Origin of the sequence: Pseudomonas marginalis (assembly GCF_900105325.1) — a bacterium.
GTDB classification, from domain to species: Bacteria; Pseudomonadota; Gammaproteobacteria; order Pseudomonadales; family Pseudomonadaceae; genus Aquipseudomonas; species Aquipseudomonas marginalis.
This window is the reverse complement of record NZ_FNSU01000004.1, coordinates 454245-475977: the sequence shown is the minus strand read 5'-3', so window position 1 is coordinate 475977 and position 21733 is coordinate 454245. Positions and strand designations below refer to the sequence as shown.

General features: G+C 62.2%; 20 protein-coding genes. 5 read left to right on the top strand and 15 right to left on the bottom strand.

What is annotated here, in order from left to right:
* Positions 1 to 44: 44 nt before the first annotated feature.
* Both waaA and BLW22_RS32715 read right to left on the bottom strand, forming a co-directional pair.
* Positions 45 to 1322, bottom strand: coding sequence for a lipid IV(A) 3-deoxy-D-manno-octulosonic acid transferase (gene waaA, locus BLW22_RS32720; RefSeq protein WP_065925645.1), 1278 nt, complete (start codon positions 1320 to 1322; stop codon positions 45 to 47).
* Positions 1323 to 1345: 23 nt separating this feature from the next.
* Positions 1346 to 2236, bottom strand: a complete 891-nt coding sequence (locus BLW22_RS32715; RefSeq protein WP_065925646.1) for a LysR family transcriptional regulator — start codon at positions 2234 to 2236, stop codon at positions 1346 to 1348.
* 102 nt (positions 2237 to 2338) lie between these two features.
* On the opposite strand from BLW22_RS32715, the gene BLW22_RS32710 reads away from it, so the two are divergent.
* From BLW22_RS32710 to BLW22_RS32695, 4 genes are read left to right on the top strand one after another with little or no spacing between them, the layout of a single operon-like run.
* Positions 2339 to 2674, top strand: coding sequence for a DMT family transporter (locus tag BLW22_RS32710; protein ID WP_074848568.1), 336 nt, complete (start codon positions 2339 to 2341; stop codon positions 2672 to 2674).
* Positions 2675 to 2729: 55 nt separating this feature from the next.
* Positions 2730 to 3905: an NAD(P)/FAD-dependent oxidoreductase gene (locus tag BLW22_RS32705; protein ID WP_074848566.1), complete on the top strand. Its 1176-nt coding sequence runs from the start codon at positions 2730 to 2732 to the stop codon at positions 3903 to 3905.
* Positions 3902 to 4714: an aldo/keto reductase gene (locus BLW22_RS32700; RefSeq protein WP_065946617.1), complete on the top strand. Its 813-nt coding sequence runs from the start codon at positions 3902 to 3904 to the stop codon at positions 4712 to 4714. The genes BLW22_RS32705 and BLW22_RS32700 overlap by 4 nt, the downstream gene beginning before the upstream one ends.
* A 41-nt stretch (positions 4715 to 4755) precedes the next feature.
* Positions 4756 to 5724, top strand: coding sequence for a metal ABC transporter ATPase (locus BLW22_RS32695; protein WP_074848564.1), 969 nt, complete (start codon positions 4756 to 4758; stop codon positions 5722 to 5724).
* A gap of 126 nt (positions 5725 to 5850) precedes the next feature.
* On the opposite strand, the gene BLW22_RS32690 is transcribed toward BLW22_RS32695, so the two are convergent.
* The 6 genes from BLW22_RS32690 to BLW22_RS32665 form a co-directional block, all read right to left on the bottom strand.
* Positions 5851 to 6786, bottom strand: coding sequence for an NAD-dependent epimerase/dehydratase family protein (locus tag BLW22_RS32690; RefSeq protein ID WP_065946618.1), 936 nt, complete (start codon positions 6784 to 6786; stop codon positions 5851 to 5853).
* Positions 6779 to 8203 (bottom strand): bifunctional D-glycero-beta-D-manno-heptose-7-phosphate kinase/D-glycero-beta-D-manno-heptose 1-phosphate adenylyltransferase HldE, encoded by a 1425-nt coding sequence (gene hldE / locus BLW22_RS32685; RefSeq protein ID WP_065925651.1) that lies wholly within the window; start codon positions 8201 to 8203, stop codon positions 6779 to 6781. Before hldE ends, BLW22_RS32690 begins: the two co-directional genes overlap by 8 nt.
* A 103-nt stretch (positions 8204 to 8306) precedes the next feature.
* Positions 8307 to 8915 (bottom strand): adenylyl-sulfate kinase, encoded by a 609-nt coding sequence (gene cysC, locus BLW22_RS32680; protein ID WP_074848563.1) that lies wholly within the window; start codon positions 8913 to 8915, stop codon positions 8307 to 8309.
* Positions 8908 to 9612 carry a sulfotransferase family 2 domain-containing protein gene (locus BLW22_RS32675; protein ID WP_065925653.1) on the bottom strand — a complete coding sequence of 235 codons (705 nt, stop codon included), beginning with the start codon at positions 9610 to 9612 and terminating at the stop codon, positions 8908 to 8910. Before BLW22_RS32675 ends, cysC begins: the two co-directional genes overlap by 8 nt.
* A gap of 153 nt (positions 9613 to 9765) precedes the next feature.
* The gene (gene msbA, locus BLW22_RS32670) at positions 9766 to 11574 is read right to left on the bottom strand and encodes a lipid A export permease/ATP-binding protein MsbA (protein WP_065925654.1); all 1809 of its coding nucleotides are present in this window, start codon (positions 11572 to 11574) and stop codon (positions 9766 to 9768) included.
* Positions 11575 to 11583: 9 nt separating this feature from the next.
* The gene (locus tag BLW22_RS32665; protein WP_074848560.1) at positions 11584 to 12762 is read right to left on the bottom strand and encodes an O-antigen ligase family protein; all 1179 of its coding nucleotides are present in this window, start codon (positions 12760 to 12762) and stop codon (positions 11584 to 11586) included.
* Positions 12763 to 12910: 148 nt separating this feature from the next.
* Between BLW22_RS32665 and BLW22_RS32660 the strand changes: the two genes are divergently transcribed.
* Positions 12911 to 13477, top strand: a complete 567-nt coding sequence (locus BLW22_RS32660; protein WP_027604937.1) for a BUD32 family EKC/KEOPS complex subunit — start codon at positions 12911 to 12913, stop codon at positions 13475 to 13477.
* Here BLW22_RS32660 and BLW22_RS32655 read toward each other — a convergent pair.
* The 7 genes from BLW22_RS32655 to BLW22_RS32625 are packed head-to-tail and all read right to left on the bottom strand — an operon-like array spanning position 13466 to position 21560.
* Positions 13466 to 14563 (bottom strand): glycosyltransferase, encoded by a 1098-nt coding sequence (locus BLW22_RS32655; protein ID WP_074848557.1) that lies wholly within the window; start codon positions 14561 to 14563, stop codon positions 13466 to 13468. The genes BLW22_RS32660 and BLW22_RS32655 overlap by 12 nt on opposite strands.
* A 39-nt stretch (positions 14564 to 14602) precedes the next feature.
* Positions 14603 to 15367: a hypothetical protein gene (locus BLW22_RS32650; RefSeq protein WP_027604939.1), complete on the bottom strand. Its 765-nt coding sequence runs from the start codon at positions 15365 to 15367 to the stop codon at positions 14603 to 14605.
* A gap of 51 nt (positions 15368 to 15418) precedes the next feature.
* Positions 15419 to 16375 (bottom strand): glycosyltransferase family protein, encoded by a 957-nt coding sequence (locus BLW22_RS32645; protein ID WP_065925656.1) that lies wholly within the window; start codon positions 16373 to 16375, stop codon positions 15419 to 15421.
* 23 nt (positions 16376 to 16398) lie between these two features.
* A complete protein-coding gene (locus BLW22_RS32640; protein WP_074848555.1) occupies positions 16399 to 17796 on the bottom strand; it encodes a PIG-L deacetylase family protein in 1398 nt (465 codons plus the stop codon).
* Positions 17793 to 18689 carry an antimicrobial resistance protein Mig-14 gene (locus tag BLW22_RS32635; RefSeq protein WP_074848552.1) on the bottom strand — a complete coding sequence of 299 codons (897 nt, stop codon included), beginning with the start codon at positions 18687 to 18689 and terminating at the stop codon, positions 17793 to 17795. Before BLW22_RS32635 ends, BLW22_RS32640 begins: the two co-directional genes overlap by 4 nt.
* Entirely contained in the window at positions 18689 to 19819 is a 1131-nt protein-coding gene (locus BLW22_RS32630) for a glycosyltransferase (protein WP_074848550.1), read from the bottom strand. The genes BLW22_RS32635 and BLW22_RS32630 overlap by 1 nt, the downstream gene beginning before the upstream one ends.
* Positions 19803 to 21560, bottom strand: a complete 1758-nt coding sequence (locus BLW22_RS32625; protein WP_027604944.1) for a carbamoyltransferase family protein — start codon at positions 21558 to 21560, stop codon at positions 19803 to 19805. The genes BLW22_RS32630 and BLW22_RS32625 overlap by 17 nt, the downstream gene beginning before the upstream one ends.
* Positions 21561 to 21733: the final 173 nt, after the last annotated feature.

Sequence of the window (21733 nt, the reverse complement as noted above, 5' to 3'; positions counted from 1 at the left end):
TGTGGGAGGGTTCTACACCCTCCCACATTGGTAACGGTGTTAAGTCAGTGAGCTATCAGTCTATCCAAACCATCCAGCAAGCGCTTAAGCGCCCCCTGATTAGCCTGCATCACCTTGAGCCCCGCCTGCGCCATGCGGCGTGCATCCTGCGGCAGTTCGAACAGCTGGCGTACGGCCTCGGCCAGCCCTTCTGCGTCCTCCACCTCTCGCAACGCCCCCGCTTCGCGCATCATCGCGGTGATTTCGAGGAAGTTGAACACATGGGGGCCCATGATCACCGGCTTGGCCAGCGCCGCCGGTTCCAGCGGGTTGTGCCCGCCGGTCGCGACCAGGCTGCCACCGACAAAGGCGCTGTCGGCCAGGGCATAGAGAAACAACAGCTCGCCCATGGTATCGCCGAGCAGTACCGAGGTTTGCGCGGTCACCGGCTCGCCGCTGGAGCGACGCACCGTGGCAAACCCTTGTTGCGCGCACAACTCGAACATCGGGCCGAAGCGCTCCTGATGACGCGGCACCAGGATCAGCAGCGCGTTGGGATAGCTCTCGAGCAGTTGCCGGTGGGCCGCCAGCACCACGTCATCTTCGCCTTCGTGGGTACTGGCAGCGATCCACACCGGGCGCTCAGCGGCGCCCCATTGCTCGCGCAGGACGGCGGCACGCAGCGGCAGCTCGGGGTCGATGGTCAGGTCGAACTTGATCGAGCCGGTGACTTCGACGGTTTCCGGGCGTGCGCCCAGGCTCAGGAAACGCTGGGCCTCAGTCTCGGTCTGTACCGCGAACAGGCTCATTTCCGATAGCATCGGCGCCGTCAGCCTGGCAAAACGCGCATAGCCCTTGGCCGAACGCGCCGACAGCCGCGCATTGGCCAAGGCCACCGGAATACCGCGCCGGGCGCAGGCGTGGATATGGTTGGGCCACAACTCGGTCTCCATGATCACCGCCAGCCGGGGCTGTACACGATCGAGAAAACGCTTGGCTGCACAGGGCAAATCGTAAGGCAGGTAGCAATGCTGGATGCGCGGCTCGTTGGCGAACAACGCCTGGATGCGCTCGGAACCGGTGGGTGTCATGCAGGTGACGGTGACCGGCAGCTGTGGATAACGCGCCAACAAGCCGCGGATCATCGGCGCCGCGGCAATGCTTTCGCCCACCGATACCGCATGCACCCAGATCCCGCCCGGCTGCATCGCCGGCAAGCCATAGGAAAACCGCTCGCCGACGCGCCGGGCATAGGCCGGCGCCTTGCGTGCACGCAACCAGAGACGTAAGGCCACCAACGGCAGCGCCAGGTAAAACAGACAGCTGTAGAGAGTTCTATTCATGGCGGCGGAGTTTATCGGCTTTTTCAGTCGATCGCCTGCAAGCACTCGGCAAAACGTTTGGCGAGAAAGCGCGCGGCGGGGCCCAGGTGCTCGTCGCGCCGCCAGACCAGCTCCACCACCAGGGCCGGTGGCGTCCATTCGCTGTCCAATTCCACCATCTGCTGCTGATAGGTCGGGTATTGCACGATATGCCGTGGCAGCCACGCCCAGCCCAGGCCGCTCATCAGCCATTCGGCCAGTACGTAGAAACTGTCGGCACGCCACACCAACGGGCTGGCCGCTTCGCTGCCGGGGTAGACACTGGTCTGGGTCGACATCAACAACTGGCGAAACTGGGCCAGGTGCTGGCACGTCACGTAGGGCTCCTTGGCCAACGGGTGGTTCACGCCGCACACCGTGACCATCTCCACGCTGCCTACCACCCGCCGCTCCAAGGCTTCGGGGATCTGGTCGTGATAGAACAGCAGGCCCAGGTCGGCCTGGCGCTCCACCAACTTGCGCGCCACATCGCCCTGGGCGGCGCTGGACAGTTGTACTTCCAGCAACGGGTATCGCCCCGCCAATGCCTCAAGGCTGTCGAGTACCGGCTGGAACAACATCGCTTCATCCTGGGCCAGGCGCAGGCAGGCTTCTTCACCGCGGGTCAGTGACAGTGCCCGGCCATTGAGGCGCTCACATTGGCGCAGCACTTCGCGGGCCTCCTCCAGCAACACACTGCCGGCTTCGGTGAGGCTGGGCTGGCGGCCGCTGCTACGCTCGAACAGGCTCACGCCAAGGTCGGTCTCCAGCATCGCAATCGCGTTGCTGACTGCCGATTGCGCCTTGCGCTGCCCGCGCGCCACCGCTGAAAACGAACGCTGCTCGGCGACGCTGACAAACAAACGCATCTGTTCCAGGTTCCATTGCATGCTCATCCCACAACCCATCTGAATTTCGGATAGGTAATGACTTTACCCCATCTGATAAAACTCTAGAATGCCGGCCTTATCAGATTGCTTTACACCGAGGACTCACCCATGAACGCCGCCTACTGCTACCTGGCTATTGCCATCTGCTCGGAAGTGATCGCTACCGTTTCCATGAAAGCCATCAAGGGCTGGAGTACTCCCATCCCGCTGTTGCTGGTGATCGTCGGCTACGGCGTGGCGTTCTGGATGCTGACCCTGGTGGTGCGTACCGTGCCCGTCGGCGTGGCCTATGCGGTATGGGCCGGGATGGGCATCGTGATGGTGAGCATTGCCGCGCTGTTTATCTATGGGCAGAAGCTGGACCTCCCGGCAATGTTGGGGATGGGCCTGATTGTGCTGGGCGTGGTGGTCATCCAGTTGTTCTCGAAAACCGCAGGGCACTGACCGCTGCTCAACAGCCTGTATACTGCGCCTCTTGTCTTGAACACTGAGGTCGCCCATGCCATCCGTTATTTCCACCGACGTGCTGATTGTCGGCGCCGGAGTTGCCGGCCTCTGGCTGAATGCGCGCCTGCGCCGCCAGGGGTTTTCCACGGTACTGGTGGAAAGCGCCACGTTAGGTGGCGGGCAAAGCGTGAAATCCCAGGGGATTATCCACGGCGGTGCCAAATACGCCCTGCACGGCGCCCTCACCGGCGCCTCCGAAGCGATTGCCGATATGCCGCGCCGCTGGCGTGAAGCCCTGGCCGGTGACGGCGAGCTGGACCTGTCCGGCGTGCGCGTGCTCTCGCAAGCCCATTACCTGTGGTCCCCAGGCACGATCGCCGGCAACCTCACCAGCTTTTTTGCCAGCAAGGCCGTGCGCGGCCGTGTCGATCAGGTCAAGGGCGACGACCTGCCGCCAGCCCTGCAAGACCGTGGCTTCAAGGGCAAGGTCTATCGCCTGGCCGAACTGGTGGTGGACGTACCCAGCGTGATCGAACGCCTGGCGCAACTGGCCGGTGACGGCTTGCTCGCCGGACAGCATATCGCCCCCCTTTACGAAGGCGACACCTTGGTGGGCTTGAACGTCGATGGCCGCGAAATCCGCGCCCAGCGCATCGTCCTGAGCGCCGGTGGCGGTACCGCCGAACTGCTCGCCGCCCTGGGCCTGAGCCAGCCGGCCATGCAGAAACGCCCGCTGCATATGATCATCGCCAAGGGCCCAGGCCTGAAGCCGCTGTACGCCCACTGCCTGGGCGGCGGTACCAAACCGCGCATCACTGTCACCACGCACCCGGCTGCCGATGGCAATTGGGTGTGGTACATGGGCGGCGACATTGCCGAGGCCGACGGCGTGGCACGCACACCCGAAGAACAGATCGCCACCGCCCGGAAAGAGTTGGCGCACCTGCTGCCCTGGATCGATATGAGCCAGACCCACTGGGCCACGCTACGGGTCGATCGCGCAGAACCCCTGCAATCGGGCCTGAGCCGGCCTGACAACGCCTTCGTCGCCGAAGAGGGCCGCCTGCTGGTGGGCTGGCCGACCAAGCTGGCGCTGGCGCCGGATTTCGCCGATCGCGTGATCAACAGCCTCGAACGCGACGGCATCCGCCCAAGCGCATCGGAGCCTTTGCCCGACCTGCCAAAACCCGCCATCGGCGTACCAGCCTGGGAGCAACTGTTGCCATGAGCCTGCCGACCCTGCACGACCTGCACCGCCCCTTGGGCAGCACCGGCCTGCTGGTGTCGCCGCTCGGCCTCGGCACCGTCAAGCTGGGCCGCGACCAGGGTGTGAAGTACCCCAGCGGCTTCACCATTCCCGATGACGACGAAGCACGGATGTTGCTGCGCCAGGCCCGCCAGCTGGGCATCAACCTGATCGATACCGCACCCGCCTACGGGCGTAGCGAAGAACGCCTGGGGCCACTGCTGCGCGGCCAGCGCCAGGACTGGGTGATTGTCAGCAAGGTCGGCGAAGAGTTCGAAGAAGGCCTGTCCCGCCATGATTTCAGCGCTGCCCATACACGGATGTCGATCGAACGCAGCTTGAAACGACTTGAAACGGATTTTATCGATCTGGTGCTGGTGCACTCCGATGGCAACGACCTGCACATCCTCAACGACTGTGAGGTGTACCAGACCCTCGCGCAGCTGAAACAAGAGGGCAAGATTCGCGGTTTCGGTTTCTCCGGCAAAACCGTCGAAGGTGGCGTGAAGGCTCTGGAACAAGGTGATTGCGCGATGGTCACCTACAATCTGAACGAACAGGCGGAAAAAGCCGTCATTGAGTATGCGGCGGCCCATGGCAAGGGCATCCTGGTCAAAAAGGCGCTGGCCAGCGGCCACGTCTGCCTGGAACCGGGAATGGATCCAATACACGCCAGTTTCATGCTGTTGTTTGCGCAAACGGGCGTCGCCAGTGCTATTGTCGGGACCATCAATCCGCTGCACCTGGCCCATAACGTGGCGACCGCTGCCAAGGTCATTCGTCAACTCTGATGCCGCCGACGCGGCCGACCCCGTCGCAAGAAGGAGCCGACATGCCGCGAACGCTCATAAGAAAAAACCCCAGCAACTTCAAGACACTGCCCCTGCACGTCGAAGCCACCCCCGAAGGCCTGATCTACCAGGGCGTGGGTATGCCGCTCAACTTCGCCCAGACCCTGCAACGGCGCAAGCCGGTAGAGGTGCCGGATGCCGAACGCTTCGCCCTGGAACTGGCCAACCTCGGCGTATCGGTGCGCCTGACCCTGCACTGGCAAAACAAGGATTACTGGGTGTTGGTGCGCCAGCGTCGCCAGGACCGTGGCGATGTGGTGCTCAAGCTGATCTCCGGCTACGTGCCCGCCCATGAACTGAACCTGCCGCTGCACACCGCCATCCAGGAGATTGCCGAGGAATGCCTGTTGGAGACCCCGGAAGGCTGGCTCGGCGGGCGCTTCAACGACACCTGGTTGCCTGCCCCCTACTCCGCCGCGCTGCATTACCGTGAAGCCTTGCCGTTTCGCTTGAGCCCTTTGTCAGGGGCCGCACGCCCGGTACGTTGCGCAACCACCCAACTGATCGAGCGCCCGCGGGCCTATGTGCATGTGCCGACCGCGTCGCTGCAACTGATTTATGACTTGCGCCTGGAAGTGCCGAAGGAAGCCAAATCCCTGAGCCTGTTCCATGTAGATGAGCGGCTTGAAGGCGACCAACTGGTGGCACGCCTGGACCGCCAGCGCCCGGACCTGTACCTGATGCCACTGAAAGACGGCCAACCGCTCGCCGAGCTCTACACCGTCAAGAAAGACCAGCTCTACCCCGCCAGCACCCGCGGTCTATACCTGGCGGAAAGCTTCGCCCAGCAGGAAGGTTGGCTGGTGCGCGACGAGCGCATTCGCTGGAAGGATTGGCTTCGCCAGCAAGGCCTGGCAGAGCCTGAGAAAGAATCGAAATTGAAGCGCCTGACCGGCAAGGCACGCCAGATGCTGCGCAAGATCGTGCCAAAGAAAAAAACCAGCCGCTGAGGGCTGGCTTCGATAACTGTAGGAGCGAGCTTGCTCGCGAAAAACTCAAGGGCGCCGCTTTTAATCAGGATACCCGCGTTATCGTTGACGAGCTTCGCGAGCAAGCTCGCTCCTACAGGTGAACAGTCAGCCTCTGAGCAACCGCGCCAGGCCAACCGTCAGCGGGGTCGGCTCAGGTAGCTTGAAGCTGGCCAGCAAACGCTGGTTATTCGCCCGCGAATGCCGAATGTCTCCCGAGCGTGCCGGGCCGTAAGTCACGGCAGGCAACGTACCAATGGCCTCTTCCAGTGCCTGCAGCACCTGCTTGAGGGTAGTCGTGCGGTTCCAGCCGACGTTGATCGCCCCCAACGGCGCGTCCGGGGCTTCGATGGCCTGCACCAGCACGTCCACCAGGTCTTCCACGTACATGAAGTCGCGGGTCTGCTCGCCATCGCCGAACACGGCAATCGGCAGGCCTTGCTGAGCCCGTTCGCTGAAGATGCTGATCACGCCGGAGTACGGCGATGACGGATCCTGGCGCGGGCCGAAGATATTGAAGAAGCGGAAAATCACCGGCTCCAGGCCATGCTGGCGCCGGTAGAAGTCGAAGTAATGCTCGCCGGCCAACTTGTCCGAGGCATAGGGCGTCAACGGCGCCTTGGTGGTCTCTTCGTCAATGGAAGCGCCTTCGCCGTTGTTGCCATACACCGCCGCGCTGGAAGCGAATACCACCCGCTTCACACCGGCTTTGCGCATGGCTTCGCAGACATTCAGGGTACCGACGAAATTGCTCTGGTGCGTGCTGACCGGGTCATCCACCGAAGCCTGCACCGAAGCGACCGCCGCCAGGTGCACCACCGCCGTCGCGCCGACAGCGGCACGCGCCACCAGCCCGGCATCGGCGACATCCCCCTCGAGCAGCTCGACGCGCGGGTTGTCCAGCGGCAGGTTGCTGCGTTTGCCCGTGGACAGGTTATCCAGCACACGCACTGCGTAGCCCTTGGCAAGCAGCGCATCGACCAGGTGCGAGCCAATGAAGCCCGCGCCACCGGTGATCAGGACCAACGGATCAGCCTTACTCATTGTTGCGAATCTTCTCGACAATGGCGGTGGTCGAGCTGTTCTCAACCAGGCCCAGCACTTTGACCTTGCCGCCGTAGGCACTGACGATGTCGGCACCGACCACCTGGTCGACGGAGTAGTCGCCGCCCTTGACCAGCACGTCCGGCTTGACCTGGGCCAGCAGGTTTTCCGGGGTGGCTTCAGGGAAGCTGATCACCCAATCCACCGCGCCCAGCCCGGCCAATACCGCCATGCGTCGGTCGACGCTGTTGATCGGACGGCCAGGGCCTTTCAGGCGGCTGACCGACGCGTCATCGTTGACCGCGACGATCAGCCGATCACCTTGGGCGCGAGCCTGCTCCAGGTAGGTCACATGGCCGGCGTGCAGGATGTCGAAACAGCCATTGGTGAACACAATGCTTTCGTTGTGGGCACGGGCATCGTCAATCGCCAGCAGCAATTGCTCGATGCTCAGCACACCACGTTCCGAACCTTCGGAGCGCTGGATCGCACGGCGCAGTTCAGGCGCGCTGATCGCGGCCGTCCCCAGCTTGCCGACTACAATGCCCGCCGCCAGGTTGGCCAGGGCCACGGCGTGGGGCAACTCTTCGCCGGCCGCAATGGAGGCCGCCAGGGTGGAAATCACGGTGTCACCGGCACCGGTGACGTCAAACACTTCACGGGCACGCGCCGGCAGGTGCATCGCCGGGTGACCGGGACGCAGCAGGGTCATGCCGTGCTCGCCACGGGTCACCAGCAAGGCGCCGAGGTCAAGGTCGGCCATAAGTGCCGCGCCTTTGCTCACCAGGTCGTGCTCATCGGCGCAACCGCCGACGATGGCTTCGAACTCGCTGAGGTTCGGTGTGATCAGGCTGGCACCTCGATAAATCGAGAAGTCCTTGCCCTTGGGATCGGCCAGTACCGGAATGTTCCGCGCCTTGGCGGCCTGGATCAGTTCCTGGTGGTTCTTCAGGGCGCCTTTGCCGTAGTCGGACAACACCAGCACCTTGATACCTTCGAGCAACGCGTCGACCTGGCCACTGAGAGCCAGGGCGTCGGTGGCGAAGGGTTCTTCGAAATCGATACGCAGCAATTGCTGGTGACGGCTCATCACCCTCAGCTTGACGATGGTCGGCTGATGGGCAATGCGCTGGAACAGCGCGCGCACGCCGGCGCCGCGCAGGCTGTTGGCCAGGCTGTCGGCGGCTTCGTCGTCGCCGGTCACACCGACCAGGGAGGCCGGGGCGCCGAGGGCGGCAATATTGAGGGCAACGTTGGCAGCGCCACCTGGACGGTCTTCGATTTGCTCGACCTTGACTACCGGTACCGGCGCCTCAGGGGAAATCCGTGAGGTACCGCCATGCCAGTAACGGTCGAGCATGACATCGCCGACCACCAAGACAGGGGCTTGATCGAATCGCGGCATGGACAACTTCATGGAGCAACCCACATACAAAATGAACAGGGGCGCGATATTAGCACAGGGTGAGCGCCGCCTAGTTCGAGAGCTTTATCCGCGATGCATCAGGCACTGAAACTGATCACTTTTTAAACAGTGCCGCCAGGATCTGCTCCACGGCTTCGGCCAACTCGACCTCATCGGTATTGATTTCGCAGTCGGCCGCAAGCGGTGCCTCATAGGGGCTGTCCAACCCGGTGAAGGCCTTGATGCGCCCCTCCAGTGCGGCGCGGTACAAGCCCTTGGGATCGCGCCGGGCACATACGTCAAAGGGCGTGCTGACATAAATCTCAAAGAACTGCTCCGGCCCGAACAGCGCCCTGGCCCGCGCCCGATCGACGCTGAACGGCGAGATCGCCGACACAATGACAATCAAGCCGGCGTCCACCATCAGGCGCGCCACTTCGCCGATACGCCGGATATTTTCCTTGCGCGCCGCGTCGCTCATGCCCAGGTCATTGCACAGCCCCGCGCGCAAGTTATCGCCATCAAGCACGAAGGTGTGCCGCCCCTGCTCGTTGAGTTGCACCTCCAGGGCATTGGCCAGGGTCGACTTGCCGGACCCGGACAGCCCCGTCAGCCATACGCAGCAGGGCTGCTGATGCTTGAGTGCCGCCCGTGCGGCCACGGACAGCGATAGGGAAAAGGGACGGATGGCAGCGCCACCGCCGGTCAGCAACTGGCTATTCATAACCCAACACCTCGTAGTCACGTTGATAGGCACGCCTGACCAATCGGCGCGTGCGCGAGGAGCAAAAGTCCCTGACCGCCTCGTGGCGACGCCCCAGTGAAACATTCAGATGTGGCAGGGATGAGTCCACGCCGAGGCGTTCGCACAGGTGCAGGAAGTCTTGCTGCAAAGACTCCTGGCGCCCGAGGAAGTCCATGGCCATCTGGCCCATGTGATCGACCAGGAAGTCGGTCTGGGGAGCAAAGTGCAATTGACGTCGCAGGTTATCCGGGTGCAGCCAGCCGGCAATGAAATGGTCGAAGTCGCGGTAGCTGGAAACAAGCGACTGGGCTTGCAGGTCGCGAGCGCCCATAGGGTTGCCGCGCAAGTAGGTATAGGCCGAGTAAGCGCGCTCCAGCGGGTCGCGTACGAAAGCGAATTTGAAGCTGCGCTCGCAGTGTTGGGGAAATTGCTGCTCATACCAGTAATACGGCAGATGCCCCGGCCAGCGCCCCTCGAGAAGTGCCGAGCACACGCTGCTGCCGGCGCATTTGGGCACATGGATAAACACGCACTGGTGTCGTTCGAAAGCCGGGTTAAGCGTTGCTACCCCAGACAGGGATTTGTTCACCGCTTGGCGATCCACCACCGACAAACGCCCCAGCAGAAACACCCTCTGGTGTTTGGGAAGCAGCTTCCACAGTAGACGTTGCAACATTCCAATACCCACGCAAGAAGGTTAGCCCTCTCGTTCGTCATTCGAATCGAGAAGGCCAACATACCAAACGACAAGCGCTGGATTATTTGGCTTTGGTCAAGCCCTGTAACGGGCCTGATACAAACACCGGGGCGCATTGCGCGCCCCGGTCGGTCAGGTGATGTTTGCCGTGGCCGGCTCGTCCAGCCCCATGGCGTGCAGGCGCGAGTAATAACCACCCATGGCCAGCAGTTCGAGATGTGTCCCGCGCTCGACAATTTCGCCGTGGTCCATCACCAGAATCAGGTCGGCTTTCTCGATGGTGGACAAACGGTGCGCAATCACCAGGGTGGTGCGACCTTTCATGACCTTGTCCAGTGCAGCCTGGATATGCCGCTCGGACTCGGTATCCAGAGCCGAAGTGGCCTCATCGAGGATCAGCAGCGGGGCATTTTTCAGCAGGGCCCGGGCGATCGCCAGGCGCTGACGTTGACCACCGGAAAGCAGCACGCCATTTTCACCGACTTCGGTGTCCAGGCCTTTTGGCAGCTCGGAGATGAAGTCCATGGCGTAGGCGTCGGCGGCGGCTTTCTCGATGTCGGCACGGGGTGCATCGGCCAGGTCGCCGTAGGCGATGTTGTTGGCCACGGTGTCGTTGAACAAGGTCACATGCTGGGTCACCTGGGCCACGTGACGACGCAGGTTACGCAGGCGGTAGTCTTCGATCTCGACCTCGTCCAGCAGGATTTCCCCGGTTTCATGATGGTAGAAACGCGGGATCAGGCTGGCCAGGGTCGACTTGCCGCTGCCCGAGCGGCCGACCAGGGCGATCATCTGCCCAGGGGCTGCGCTGAAGCTGATGTTCTTGAGCACCTCACGCTCCGTACCCGGGTAGGTGAAACTCAGGTTGCGCACGTCCAGGCGACCGCTGACGCGATCACGCTCCACAGTGCCGCTGTCGACTTCGGGCTCTTCATCCAGTTGTTCGAAGATGCTCTCGGCACCGGCCACGCCTTTCTGGATCGTCGAGCTGACTTCCGACAGCTGGCGAATCGGCTTGGGCAGCAGGCCCGCCGCAGTAATGTAGGCCACCAGGTCACCCGCCGTGGCTTCACCGCGCAACAGCAGCACCAGGAACATCAACGCGGCCATGGCCGTGTAGATCACCAGTTGCAGCATCGGCGTATAGACCGCACCGGTCTTGTTCATGCGCAGCTGCTTGTCGGTATTGCCCTGGCTGGCGGCGGCAAAGCGACGCTCCTCGTAGCTTTCGCCACCGAAGCTGCGTACCACGCGGTAACCCTGGATGGTTTCCGAAGCGACGTGCGTCACATCGCCCATTGCCACCTGGATCTTCTTGCTCTGCTTGCGGAATTTCTTGCTGGTGCTGCCGACCATGATCGCGATCAGCGGCAGGATCGCCAGCATCACGAGGGTCAGCTTCCAGTTCATCCACAGCAGGTAGCCGAACAGGAACACCACCGTCAGGCCTTCGCGGATCACCACCTTGATTGCATCGGTGGCCGCACCGGTGACCATGGTCACGTTGAAGGTGATACGGGAAATCAGGTGCCCGGAGTTGTGGGTATCGAAATAGCGGTTAGGCAACACCAGCAGCTTGTTGAACAACTGGACCCGCAGGTCATGCACCAGCCCCAGGGAAACCTTGGCCAGGTAGTAGTTGCCCAGGAACGACCCCAGCCCCTGCCACGCGGCGATCAGGATGATCAGCAGCGGCACGGCCATCAGCAACTTCAGGTCCTTGAACAACGGGATATTGGGCAGGAACACCACATCGGGGTTGCTCAAGCCATCGACGAAGTACTTGAGAATCCCGGCGAGCATTGGCTGGGTCGAAGCGAAGATCACGAAGCCCACGATACTCAGCAGGAACATGCCGAGGTACGGTTTCACATAGCCCAGCAGCCGGAAATAGATTTTCAGGCTGGATTCCTGGTCCGCTTTGGGCGGTGCGTCACTCATGTGTCGAGCTCACTGATTGGGTAGGACGCGAACTTTATCACACGCGTCGGGTTTGGCCCGAGCCCAGACCAAAACACTGGCCAGGGCAATCGGCAGCCAGGAGATAAACCACTCGGCCCGCGGCGTGCCGGTCAGGCTGGCGGCATCGAATTGCATGGCCAGGAACGAAAACACCCACATGCCGGTGATGCCCTTGCCATAGAGCGTGTCGCGGGCCTTCCAGGCCTGCCACAGCACACCGAACCACAGGCCGCACCACAGCAGCAGGCCGGGCAGGCCCAACTCGATGCTCACGTGGGTGAACAGGTTGTGGGAGTGATCGAAAAAGAGGTTATCGGCAAATACCTTGTAGTCCCCGCCCAGCCCCAGGCCGGTCCACGGGCGCTCGCTGATCATCTGCACGGCGGCCATGAAGATCTGCGGTCGGTAAGACACACCCCGGGCCAGCACCAGGGACTGCATGGCGAAGAACACCGCCAGCGCCGCGATGACCGCACCAATGGCAATCACCGTGCTACGGCGGTCACGGCACCAGGCCGGCATTGCCACGACAGTCAGCAACAACGCCAGTGCGGCGCCGCGGCTTTGACTCAGCACCACGAACAACCCAAGCAACGCGATGGACACTGCCCATCCCACCTGCATCCAGCGACCGCGCGGCAGCCAGTGCAGCAACCACACGGCAGCCAGGCCGATCACATAGGCACCCAGGATCGGATGGCTCAACTGGCCCAGGCCTTCGAGGCGCGCATACCAGTCGTTATGCTCAAAGCCATAGAATTTGATGATCGCCAGGAGCGACGACAGGGCCAGGCCGAAACCACCCCATTGCATCACGCGGATCACCTGCTCGGTCCGACCACAGGCGAATACCGGGAAAAACAGCAGGAACACGCCGATGTACAGCAGACGCTTGGCTTCGCGCGAAGGGTCCTCGGCATTGGTCCACGTCAGGCTGATCGCCCCCCAAGCTGCCAGCAACCCGACCATCACGCAGAGCCAGCGCTGTTCGCGCCAGACCTCCATGAGACGCTCACGGGCCGACCAGGCAAACACCATCGCCGGCAACCACAGGAACAGCGTCAAACCCTGTTGATAAATCTTATTGGTCGGGGCAAAAGCAATCGCCAGCAAAAACCAAAGTAACCCGAAAATCATCCATACCTGCGCCCAACGACTTGCTTGCATCACCCGCTCCTGAATACGTTCAACCCGCCAACCCGGCATGGTTAAAACCCAAAACTTTCGGCATTATTACCGATCACTGTGCCCGCGACTCCCACAAGGCTTTCCGACGATGCAATGTTCAAGGCTTTCCCAAGCCGATTTAACCGCGATGATTGAAGGTGCCAGAATCCTGGAACAGGACAGCTACGGCCCCAAAGTCTACCTGCTGACCGACGGGAACATCCTCAAGCTGTTTCGCCGCAAGCGCCTGCTGTCGTCCGCGCTGTTCCGCCCGTACTCCAAGCGTTTCATCGACAACGTGGCGCAGTTGCAACAACGGGGCATCCCGACCCTGACCGTGCTCGCGTTCTTTCAACTGACGGCGCCCGGCATGACCGCCGTACTCTACCGCCCCTTGCCGGGCGAAACGCTGCGCCAGATTTCCAACCGTGAAGGCTTTGACTGGCACACCAACCTCGACCCGCTGGTGGCCCTTATTCGCCGCCTGCATGGCGCGGGCATCTACTTCCGTTCGTTGCACCTGGGCAATATTGTCGTGACACCGGACAATGAAATGGGCCTGATCGACGTGGCCGACATGCGCTTCCTGCGCGCGCCCCTGAACCCGGAACTGGCAAGGCGCAACCTGCAACACTTCGCCCGCTATATTGCGCGCGAGAAGCTGAACGAACACTTTCCAATGCAAGCACTGGAGCAGGCGCTGCTAGCGGCATGAGAACAGCCGCTGGGTGGTTTCAGTGAAATCGTTCCAGGCCTGCTCCGGCGCCAACGCCCGCGATTGAGCCTCGACAACCTGCACGCCGGAACTCACGAACGCGCGTGCCAGGAGTTGCCCCCAGGACGTGGCGCTGTCTACGGGCGCGTACCAGCCGGCATCACCCAGTTGTTCGCGGAACACCGCCAGTTCGCTGGTCAGTACAGGCACGCCGGCCATCACCGCCTCTTGTAGGATCAACCCCAGGCCCTCTTCCGTCGACGGAATGGCGACCCAGTCAAACGCCCGATAAAGGGTCGCCGCCTCAGGAAGATGCCCCGGCAGGTACACCTTGTCGCGCAAGCCAAGCGCCTCGATACGCGCCTCAAGCCTGGGCCTCGCCGGCCCCTCGCCGATGATCACCAGGCGCGCATCCGGCCGATCGGCCGTCGCACTGGCAAAGGCCTCCAGCAAACAGCCAAACCCCTTGCCGTCGACCAGTCGACCTACTGCCCCCACTGCCGGCGAGCCATCCAACGGCAGCCCCAGGCGGGATCGAGCCGGCTCACGGGCAAGCGCGGCGGCACGAAACACCGCAGGATCGAAGGCACTGCGCAGCACCGCCACGGGCCGTTGCAGGTAACGCTCAAGGGAGCCGGCGAGGGTTTGCGACACGGCCGCCAGCGTCAGTTGCGACGCCGGGAGTTGCTCGAAGAGCTTGCGATCAGCTTTGCGCAAGCGCGTGACGCCATGAAAAATCACCACGGCCCGCACCTGCGGCAAGTGCTTGAGCACCGGTAAAAGCACCCGCGCGACACCGATGCCATCAAGCAATACAACCTGCACATCCTCAGGCAGGGCCTTCTGGAAGCGCGCACGCATCCAGGGCATCAGCCACTTCCACAGGTGCCGCCCCTTGAGCCTGGCGGATGAGAGGTTCCACTCGACGGCCTGTTCGACCAGGCCATCGCTGCCAGCGGCGCTGCCCTGAAGCAACCAGGTGTGCACCGGCACATCGCTGTCGGCCTGGGCCAGTATTTGCTGATGAACCTTCTGCACCGAAGCGAATGCAGAGCCACCAGCCCACATGATGTTGAGAATACTCATCGAAAAAACCTTATGCGGCGTTGGTGTGGCTCGTCGTATTTACTGGCGGATCAACCAACCGATGCCGACCCCCAGGATCAGCATGAGCACCAGCTTGACCCGCTCTCGCCGCTTGCGCCGCGCCTTGGTCAAGCGCTCTTCCGCCGTCGCCACATGCAAACCGAAACCGGTGTGCAAGACCGCATCGCCCTCCAGGGTGACGGCGCCCAGGTTCAGCTGCGCGTAACGCCTGGAAAGCCCTTTCTCACCCTCGAACCCGGCATAGGGCGCACATAACCGGTATTCCTTGATACGTCGCAGCCCCGGGTTCAGCGAGAACCCTTGCCACTCAGGCTTGTCGGACAGCAAGGAATAACAAGGTACCCCGCCAATCACCTCGCGCGGCCCCAGATGAATATAGGGGCTGTGCACCTGCAAGTCGTAAACGTAATTGCGCAACCAGACTTGGAGAATATCGGGACGCTGCTCCAGCACTGTCTTCGAATCCTCGACAAAACCGGGTCGATAAAACGCCCAGTCATCTTCGCAATGGAATATGTACGGGGTCTTGACCGACCCGTAGGCCAAGTCGATGGATGCCAATTGCCCCAGCTTCGGGCGGTTGATCAGGAACGTGCAATGGCCGAGCCAATGCTCGGGAATCGCCAGGCGTACCGCGTCATCGCCAGAGTCTTCGGTAATGAAGACTTCGCGGATGGCCGCTGTATTGAACAGATCGAAGCTCGCGAGCGTGCGCTTCAGCAAATCGAAGCGACCACAACTGGTCACGACGAGCGTTATATCGCTTTGAGCGGAGAATTGCATTCAAGCCTCGATAATATCATAAGGCCACCAAGCGCGGCCACCTGGCAGATATCAAACGCCTAGTTTCAAGCGCAGCGTTTCCAGCAAACTCAACGGTGCCCGGGGCCGCAGCGGCGGCTTCAGCGCCTCGACAATGCGCTGGCCGATGCGCGCAAAGCTGAACTGGCTGACCGCGAGGTCCTGCCCGTTGCGCGCAATCTCGGCCGCCAGTTGAGGATTGGATCGCAATGCAGCGAGTTTTTCCTGCAACTGGGGAATGTCTTTATAGAACACCACATTGACCATGTCCTTGAAGCCAAGGGCCTGGTTTTCCCCGGCACCCTGGTCAAACGCCAGCAGCACACAACCACAGGCCATGGCTTCGAAGTTCTTGATCATATACTCGCCCATGCCCACGTCGGCACTGACGAAAAAACGAATCCGGTTGAGGGTTGCGCAGTATTCCTCACCGGATTTGGTGCGCGTAACCACCAAAGGTTCAACGCGGGCCAACTCATCGAGCAATGCCTTGCGACCACTGTAGGCCACGCTGTTGGTGCTGCCGACAAATGCCAGCTCAATGTCGCGCTCCAATCCCTGGGCCTGCAACAGCGCCTGATCGTAGCCCTTGGGCACGAACACCGCATCGAAGCCTTCGGCGCGCAGGCGCTCGGTCACCATATGCCCCGAACTGATGACCCGCACCCACGGCAAGCGACGGTAATGGGCACTGAACTTGCCCGTGTACTTGCAGGGAATGTAGTTCTGGTAGGCATCGTGTTCGAGGATCACCAGGTTCGGGATCGTACGGATAAAGCCGGCCTGGCGAATCTCCTGCTTGAACCGCAGGAAGAACACGATGCGGTCATAACGGCTCACGTCGACTTCACGCTTGAAGTAACCGCGCAGGTTGCGCTGCTCAGCACTGCTCAGCCAGCGGGTATCACACTCGCAGTGCTCGGCAATGCCTTCGTACAGGCGATCGAGAATCGCGCGCTGTTCTTTCTGTACCAGAAACAAAACTTTCATGACCTTCCCTTTCACAACTGCCGTCACAAACGCCAGAACAACTCATGCCGTCGTACGGCCTTGCGGAAAAACTCGTTCTCACCATAAGGCGACCGCGCCCGTCCCGCCAAGACCCGTTGCAGCCAGCGCCGCACACGACGCTTGAACGGCGGGGCGGGTTGCAGGTCATGCATCATGCCCAGCGCCATGGCCTTGTCGCGCTGCCGGGCCGGCGACAGCGACAGGCTGCACGGCCACAGTTCCAGCGCGTCATCGAACAGCGGCGGCAAGGCAATACCGGTGCCCGCGTCGCCCATGGGCCAGCGGTCGTTGTCATGCAGGTGGTTGGCGTAGCCGAGCACGGTGGTCGGCTGCCACTCCAAACCTTGCAAGGCTTCGATCACCGCTTGCTGCGCACAGATGTGGTCCGGATGAGGATCCAGGACCGGATGGGGCAAGACGATCACTTCAGGGCGTGCGGTCAGCAGCAACTGACGCAGATCGGCGAGCAGGTTTTGCCAGGTCGGCAGGCCATCGGCATCCGCCGGCAACGGGAAAGGGTTGAATTGGCGGAACAGGCGGGTATCCGACAGGTCGGCCTCGCGCGAAGCGATCGGCTGATCAGGCGCAGCGCGCATCGCCGACAGTTGCAGGCAGAAGTAACCCAGCTGCACACAGTGTGCCTGTGGTACGCCGGCCCAAAGCGGCACGGCAATGCTGTCCCAGGCACGCAGGCGCCCTTTGGTCCGCGCGGCCTCGACCGGATCCAGGCCCATGCGTTGATAGTGCTCGGCTTCGATTTCACCGGCGGTAAGGGTCACGATCCACGGCTTGTCGGCCTGGCTGTAAAGACCGAAGGCAGCCAATTCGGCATCGTCGGCATGAGGCGCGATAACCATGACCCGCTGCGCCGAATAATCCGGCGTACCCCAGGCCCACAGCCGAGGAGCGCCCTGCAGGCTGCAAAAGCGCCCGCGTAAACGCAACTCACCGGACATCAGGGCCGGCGCCCAGCCACTGAGGTTCAGGTAGCGAACGCCATTCACCCCGCGCTCGAAGGCCTGTCGGTCAGTGCTCCCGCCGCCCAGAATCTCAATGGCCGGATCCAGGAAACGTCCCAACCAACCACTCTTGACCTTGATAGCCAATACCAGGGTCGCCTCGGCTTGCAGCGGCGAATCCACCCGCAGCCGGTCACCGTCGAAGCGAACCCCGGCCACCTCGGCATCCGTCGAAAACCGGTATCGGTAGTCTTCGTTGGGCGCATAAAACAGATGGTCGGCAAACCATGCCTCGTGGGCGATCCAGGCCAGCACACCGAGCGCCAACGGCAGCCACCACGCCACCCAGATACCAATCACCACCAGCAGCAGCAAGCCGATCAGCAAGCCGACCCGTTTGTTGCGCCGATGGCGCTTGAGCAATTGCTGTTTGCGGCTCATACGGTCAGCACCGGCACAGGGTTGCACCAACGGTCCTTGTACTCGCGGTCGGCACGCCCGAAGGAGAAACGCAGCGGCTTGCCGACTTCACGTGCCTGTTCCCAGGCGCCCTGGGTATTGAGGAAGCTCAGGACACTGCCCGGGCTGAACGCCCGGGTTTCAGGGTCGACGCCACCGTTGACGTACTCCACGCTGATCCACTCCGGCGACTCGACCCGGTACACCAACTGGACCGCGATGGGCGCATCATTGAGGAAGATCACCGAACCGATCAGCCATTCGCGCAGCAGCTCGATCACCTCGGCCATGCGTTCGGCGCCGGTGGCGACAAAGCCCCAGCGGCGCAGGAACAGGTCGCAGTAGATCGCCGCCAGCTCCTCGCTGGAAAACTCGCTCACCGGTCGCACCACCCCACCGGCCTCTTCCAGCAAGCGCAGTTCGCGACGCTGGTTGTAGCGGAACTTCTTCGACAGTTCTTCCGGGGTGCGGGCCATGGCCAATTGTTCGGCCTGGGGCTTGAGGCCGCTGAAACGGCCTTCATTCAGGGCCGACAAGTAGCGTGCGCGGTGCCGCAAGGGCGCTTGGGCTTGAGGCGCGGCGGGCAGGATCAACTCGGCGTTACCCAGGTCGAACAGACCTTTTTTGCCGCGTTGCTTGAGCACATCCTTGGACAAGGCCAGGTCTCGCCCCCAGGTCGCGATGCATGCCTGAAGCTCGCCACCCTGCTCCCAGGCCAGGTAACGCACCGGGATGTCGGCCAGCCCGGCCAGACGTTCGATCACTTGTGGGTGGGTCGCGACACTGCCGCCAAAACGCTGCCAGGCATCGCTGTAGACCGGCGCATCGACGACGGACCAGCCACGCTCGCGCCAGCCTTGGAATCGATTGAGCATCAAGCCCCCGCGGTCAGTTCAATAACGTGTGGCAATTGCCAGAAGGTATCGCGTACCGCCTGATCCGAGAAACGCTCGCGCAGGCGCTCCAGCATCATTTCGGCGCATTGCCGTTGCTGGTGTTGATCCATTGCTGCCAGATGCCGCAGCCCCTGGGCAAGGTGTTCGGCATCGCCGAAGGGAAACAGGATACCCACGCCCTCGACCACCTCCTTCGCACCGCCACAGGCCGTCGCCAGCAACGGGACGCCGGCCGCCATGGCTTCCAGCAGCACCATGCCAAAGGGTTCGTGGTCGGAGCTCAGGGCAAACACATCGAATGCCCGGAAGTACCGACGCGCATCCGGCACCTGGCCGAGGAACAGCACCTTGTCGGCAATGCCCAGCTCCCGTGCGAGGGCCTTGAGGTCCTGCTCCAGGCGCCCGCTGCCGAGGATCGCCAGGCGGCTTTCGGCCGGCAAGTGCGCCAGCGCCTGGGCAAAGCCCTTGAGCAGTGTGGCCTGGTCCTTGTCCGGGTGCAGGCGGCCGACATTGCCGACCACCCATTCGTCCGGCGACAACCCCAACGCGTCGCGCGCCTCATGTGCAGGCACCTGTGTGGCCTGCAAGGCGTCGACGTCGATGCGGTTGTACAACGTCTGGATGCGTGCCGCCGGCCAGGTCGGCAGGCAACGGCGCATATCGTCACGCACCGCGTCGGAAACCCCCAGCAGGCTCAGGCGCTTGCGGAAGATCCCGGCAAACAGCCTGCGACTGCGACGCTGATAGTCACCAAAGGCGTGATGCACGCCAATCACCGGCAGCCGTGTGCCGAGCAAGGCGATGTAGATCGGCTTGAAACGGTGCGCGATACAAAAACTGAAGTTGCGCGACGCGGCGATCTTGCGCAGTTCACGAATGGCACCCAGCTTCAGGCCACGAATGGCCTTGGAGCTGAATTCCATGAACAACACTTCATCGGACGCACAACCGGCGGCCACGTGCGGGTCGGCGACCCCGGTGAGAAACACCGTGGTCACCTTGTAGCCGGAGCCTGCGAACAAACTGGCGTACTGCCGCGCGCAGTCCAGGAATGGCCCGTCATAGCCATGGCAGAACTGCAGGACGTGGCGTTCAGCCGAGCGCGTCATAAGGGTCCACGCCGTCCTTGACGACCAGGATGTCTTCCATGATCAGGTACTGCAGGTCGGAGCCGAAGAACATGTTCAGCGCGTCGGTCGGCGAGCAGATCATCGCTTCGCCACGACGGTTGAGCGAGGTGTTCAGGGACACGCCGTTGCCGGTCAGTACTTCCAGCTCTTTCATCATGTCGTAGTAGCGCGGGTTGTATTCGCGCTTGAGCACCTGGGCGCGGGAGGTGCCGTCTTCATGCACCACTTCCGGCACGCGGGTCTTCCACTCTTCCGACACTTCAAAGGTGAAGGTCATGAACGGCGCCGGGTGATCGACCTTGATCATCTGCGGGGCCACGGTGTCGAGCATCGACGGGCAGAAAGGCCTCCAGCGCTCGCGGAACTTGATCTGGTGGTTGATACGGTCGGCCACGCCGGTCGCACTTGGGCAACCGATGATCGAACGACCGCCCAAGGCACGCGGGCCAAACTCCATGCGGCCCTGGAACCAGGCCACCGGGTTGCCGTCGACCATGATCTTGGCAATGCGCTTGGGCATGTTCTCGATCCTGCGCCAGTTCGGCTTGCTCTCGTGCTTGGCGCAGGCGGCGATCACGTCTTCGTTGCTGTAGGACGGGCCGAGGTAGACGTGTTCCATCTTCTCCACCGGTACACCACGAGCGTGGGACACGTAGGCGGCGGCACCGACGGCGGTGCCGGCATCGCCGGACGCCGGCTGCACGAACAGCTCTTTCACGTCGTCACGGGCAATGATCTTCTGGTTCAGCTTGACGTTCAGCGCGCAGCCGCCGGCGAAGGCCAGCTTGCCGGTGTCCTTGAGGATATCGCCCAGGTAATGGTCGATCATCTGCAAGGCCAGCTTTTCAAACAGCGCCTGCATGCTGGCGGCGTAGTGAATGTAAGGCTCGTCGGCGATGTCGCCTTCGCGCTTGGGGCCCAGCCACTCGATCAGTTTCGGCGAGAAGTAGAAGCCCTTGCCCTTCTCTTTATAACGGCGCAGGCCAATGACGTTGGCGTAGTCGGTGTTGATCACCAGCTCGCCGTTTTCAAACGAGGCCAGGCGCGAGAAGTCGTACTTGCTGGCATCGCCGTACGGCGCCATGCCCATGACCTTGAACTCGCCGTCGAGCATCTCGAAACCGAGGAACTCGGTGATCGCGCCGTACAGGCCGCCGAGGGAGTCCGGATCGTAGAATTCCTTGATCTTGTGGATCTTGCCGTTTTCGCCGTAGCCGAAGAACGTGGTGGCGTACTCACCCTTGCCGTCGATGCCGAGGATCGCGGTCTTCTCCTGGAAGCCGGAGCAGTGGTAGGCGCTGGACGCGTGGGCCAGGTGGTGTTCAACCGGTTCGATCTTGATTTTCTTCGGGTCGAAGCCCAGTTGCTCCAGGCACCAGACGATCTTGTTGCGATAGCGCTTGTAGCGACGGTTGCCCATCAGGATCGCGTCAAGTGCGCGGTCCGGGGCGTACCAGTAACGCTTGGCGTAGTGCCAGCGCGCCTCGCCGAACAGGCTGATCGGGGCGAACGGGATCGCCACCACATCAACGTCGGAAGGCTTGATGCCGGCCTGTTCCAGGCAGAACTTCGCCGACTCGTAGGGCATGCGGTTCTTTGCATGTTTGTCGCGTACGAAGCGCTCTTCTTCGGCGGCCGCGATCAGCTTGCCGTCGATATACAAGGCTGCGGAAGGATCATGGCTAAGGGCGCCGGACAGGCCAAGAATCGTCAATGCCACAGGGGTCTAGCCTCTTTTAGTCTGCATGCAGGCGGGTTGCGCCTGAAAAAAGTGTGCTTCCCGCCTGGGCAGGAAACAGCTAAAGGGCGGGATTATAGCTCAAAAGCAGTGGGAAGCTGTTAGCGGCAAGAGTCGCCTGCACCATCGCCGTGTGTGCAGTGCGAGCGCGCTGA

What these genes read in the sequence shown, in the direction of transcription:
- waaA (WP_065925645.1), bottom strand. Translation starts at nt 1,322, where the DNA reads ATGAATAGAACTCTCTACAGCTGTCTGTTTTACCTGGCGCTGCCGTTG.
- BLW22_RS32715 (WP_065925646.1), bottom strand. Translation starts at nt 2,236, where the DNA reads ATGAGCATGCAATGGAACCTGGAACAGATGCGTTTGTTTGTCAGCGTC.
- BLW22_RS32710 (WP_074848568.1), top strand. Translation starts at nt 2,339, where the DNA reads ATGAACGCCGCCTACTGCTACCTGGCTATTGCCATCTGCTCGGAAGTG.
- BLW22_RS32705 (WP_074848566.1), top strand. Translation starts at nt 2,730, where the DNA reads ATGCCATCCGTTATTTCCACCGACGTGCTGATTGTCGGCGCCGGAGTT.
- BLW22_RS32700 (WP_065946617.1), top strand. Translation starts at nt 3,902, where the DNA reads ATGAGCCTGCCGACCCTGCACGACCTGCACCGCCCCTTGGGCAGCACC.
- BLW22_RS32695 (WP_074848564.1), top strand. Translation starts at nt 4,756, where the DNA reads ATGCCGCGAACGCTCATAAGAAAAAACCCCAGCAACTTCAAGACACTG.
- BLW22_RS32690 (WP_065946618.1), bottom strand. Translation starts at nt 6,786, where the DNA reads ATGAGTAAGGCTGATCCGTTGGTCCTGATCACCGGTGGCGCGGGCTTC.
- hldE (WP_065925651.1), bottom strand. Translation starts at nt 8,203, where the DNA reads ATGAAGTTGTCCATGCCGCGATTCGATCAAGCCCCTGTCTTGGTGGTC.
- cysC (WP_074848563.1), bottom strand. Translation starts at nt 8,915, where the DNA reads ATGAATAGCCAGTTGCTGACCGGCGGTGGCGCTGCCATCCGTCCCTTT.
- BLW22_RS32675 (WP_065925653.1), bottom strand. Translation starts at nt 9,612, where the DNA reads ATGTTGCAACGTCTACTGTGGAAGCTGCTTCCCAAACACCAGAGGGTG.
- msbA (WP_065925654.1), bottom strand. Translation starts at nt 11,574, where the DNA reads ATGAGTGACGCACCGCCCAAAGCGGACCAGGAATCCAGCCTGAAAATC.
- BLW22_RS32665 (WP_074848560.1), bottom strand. Translation starts at nt 12,762, where the DNA reads ATGCAAGCAAGTCGTTGGGCGCAGGTATGGATGATTTTCGGGTTACTT.
- BLW22_RS32660 (WP_027604937.1), top strand. Translation starts at nt 12,911, where the DNA reads ATGATTGAAGGTGCCAGAATCCTGGAACAGGACAGCTACGGCCCCAAA.
- BLW22_RS32655 (WP_074848557.1), bottom strand. Translation starts at nt 14,563, where the DNA reads ATGAGTATTCTCAACATCATGTGGGCTGGTGGCTCTGCATTCGCTTCG.
- BLW22_RS32650 (WP_027604939.1), bottom strand. Translation starts at nt 15,367, where the DNA reads ATGCAATTCTCCGCTCAAAGCGATATAACGCTCGTCGTGACCAGTTGT.
- BLW22_RS32645 (WP_065925656.1), bottom strand. Translation starts at nt 16,375, where the DNA reads ATGAAAGTTTTGTTTCTGGTACAGAAAGAACAGCGCGCGATTCTCGAT.
- BLW22_RS32640 (WP_074848555.1), bottom strand. Translation starts at nt 17,796, where the DNA reads ATGAGCCGCAAACAGCAATTGCTCAAGCGCCATCGGCGCAACAAACGG.
- BLW22_RS32635 (WP_074848552.1), bottom strand. Translation starts at nt 18,689, where the DNA reads ATGCTCAATCGATTCCAAGGCTGGCGCGAGCGTGGCTGGTCCGTCGTC.
- BLW22_RS32630 (WP_074848550.1), bottom strand. Translation starts at nt 19,819, where the DNA reads ATGACGCGCTCGGCTGAACGCCACGTCCTGCAGTTCTGCCATGGCTAT.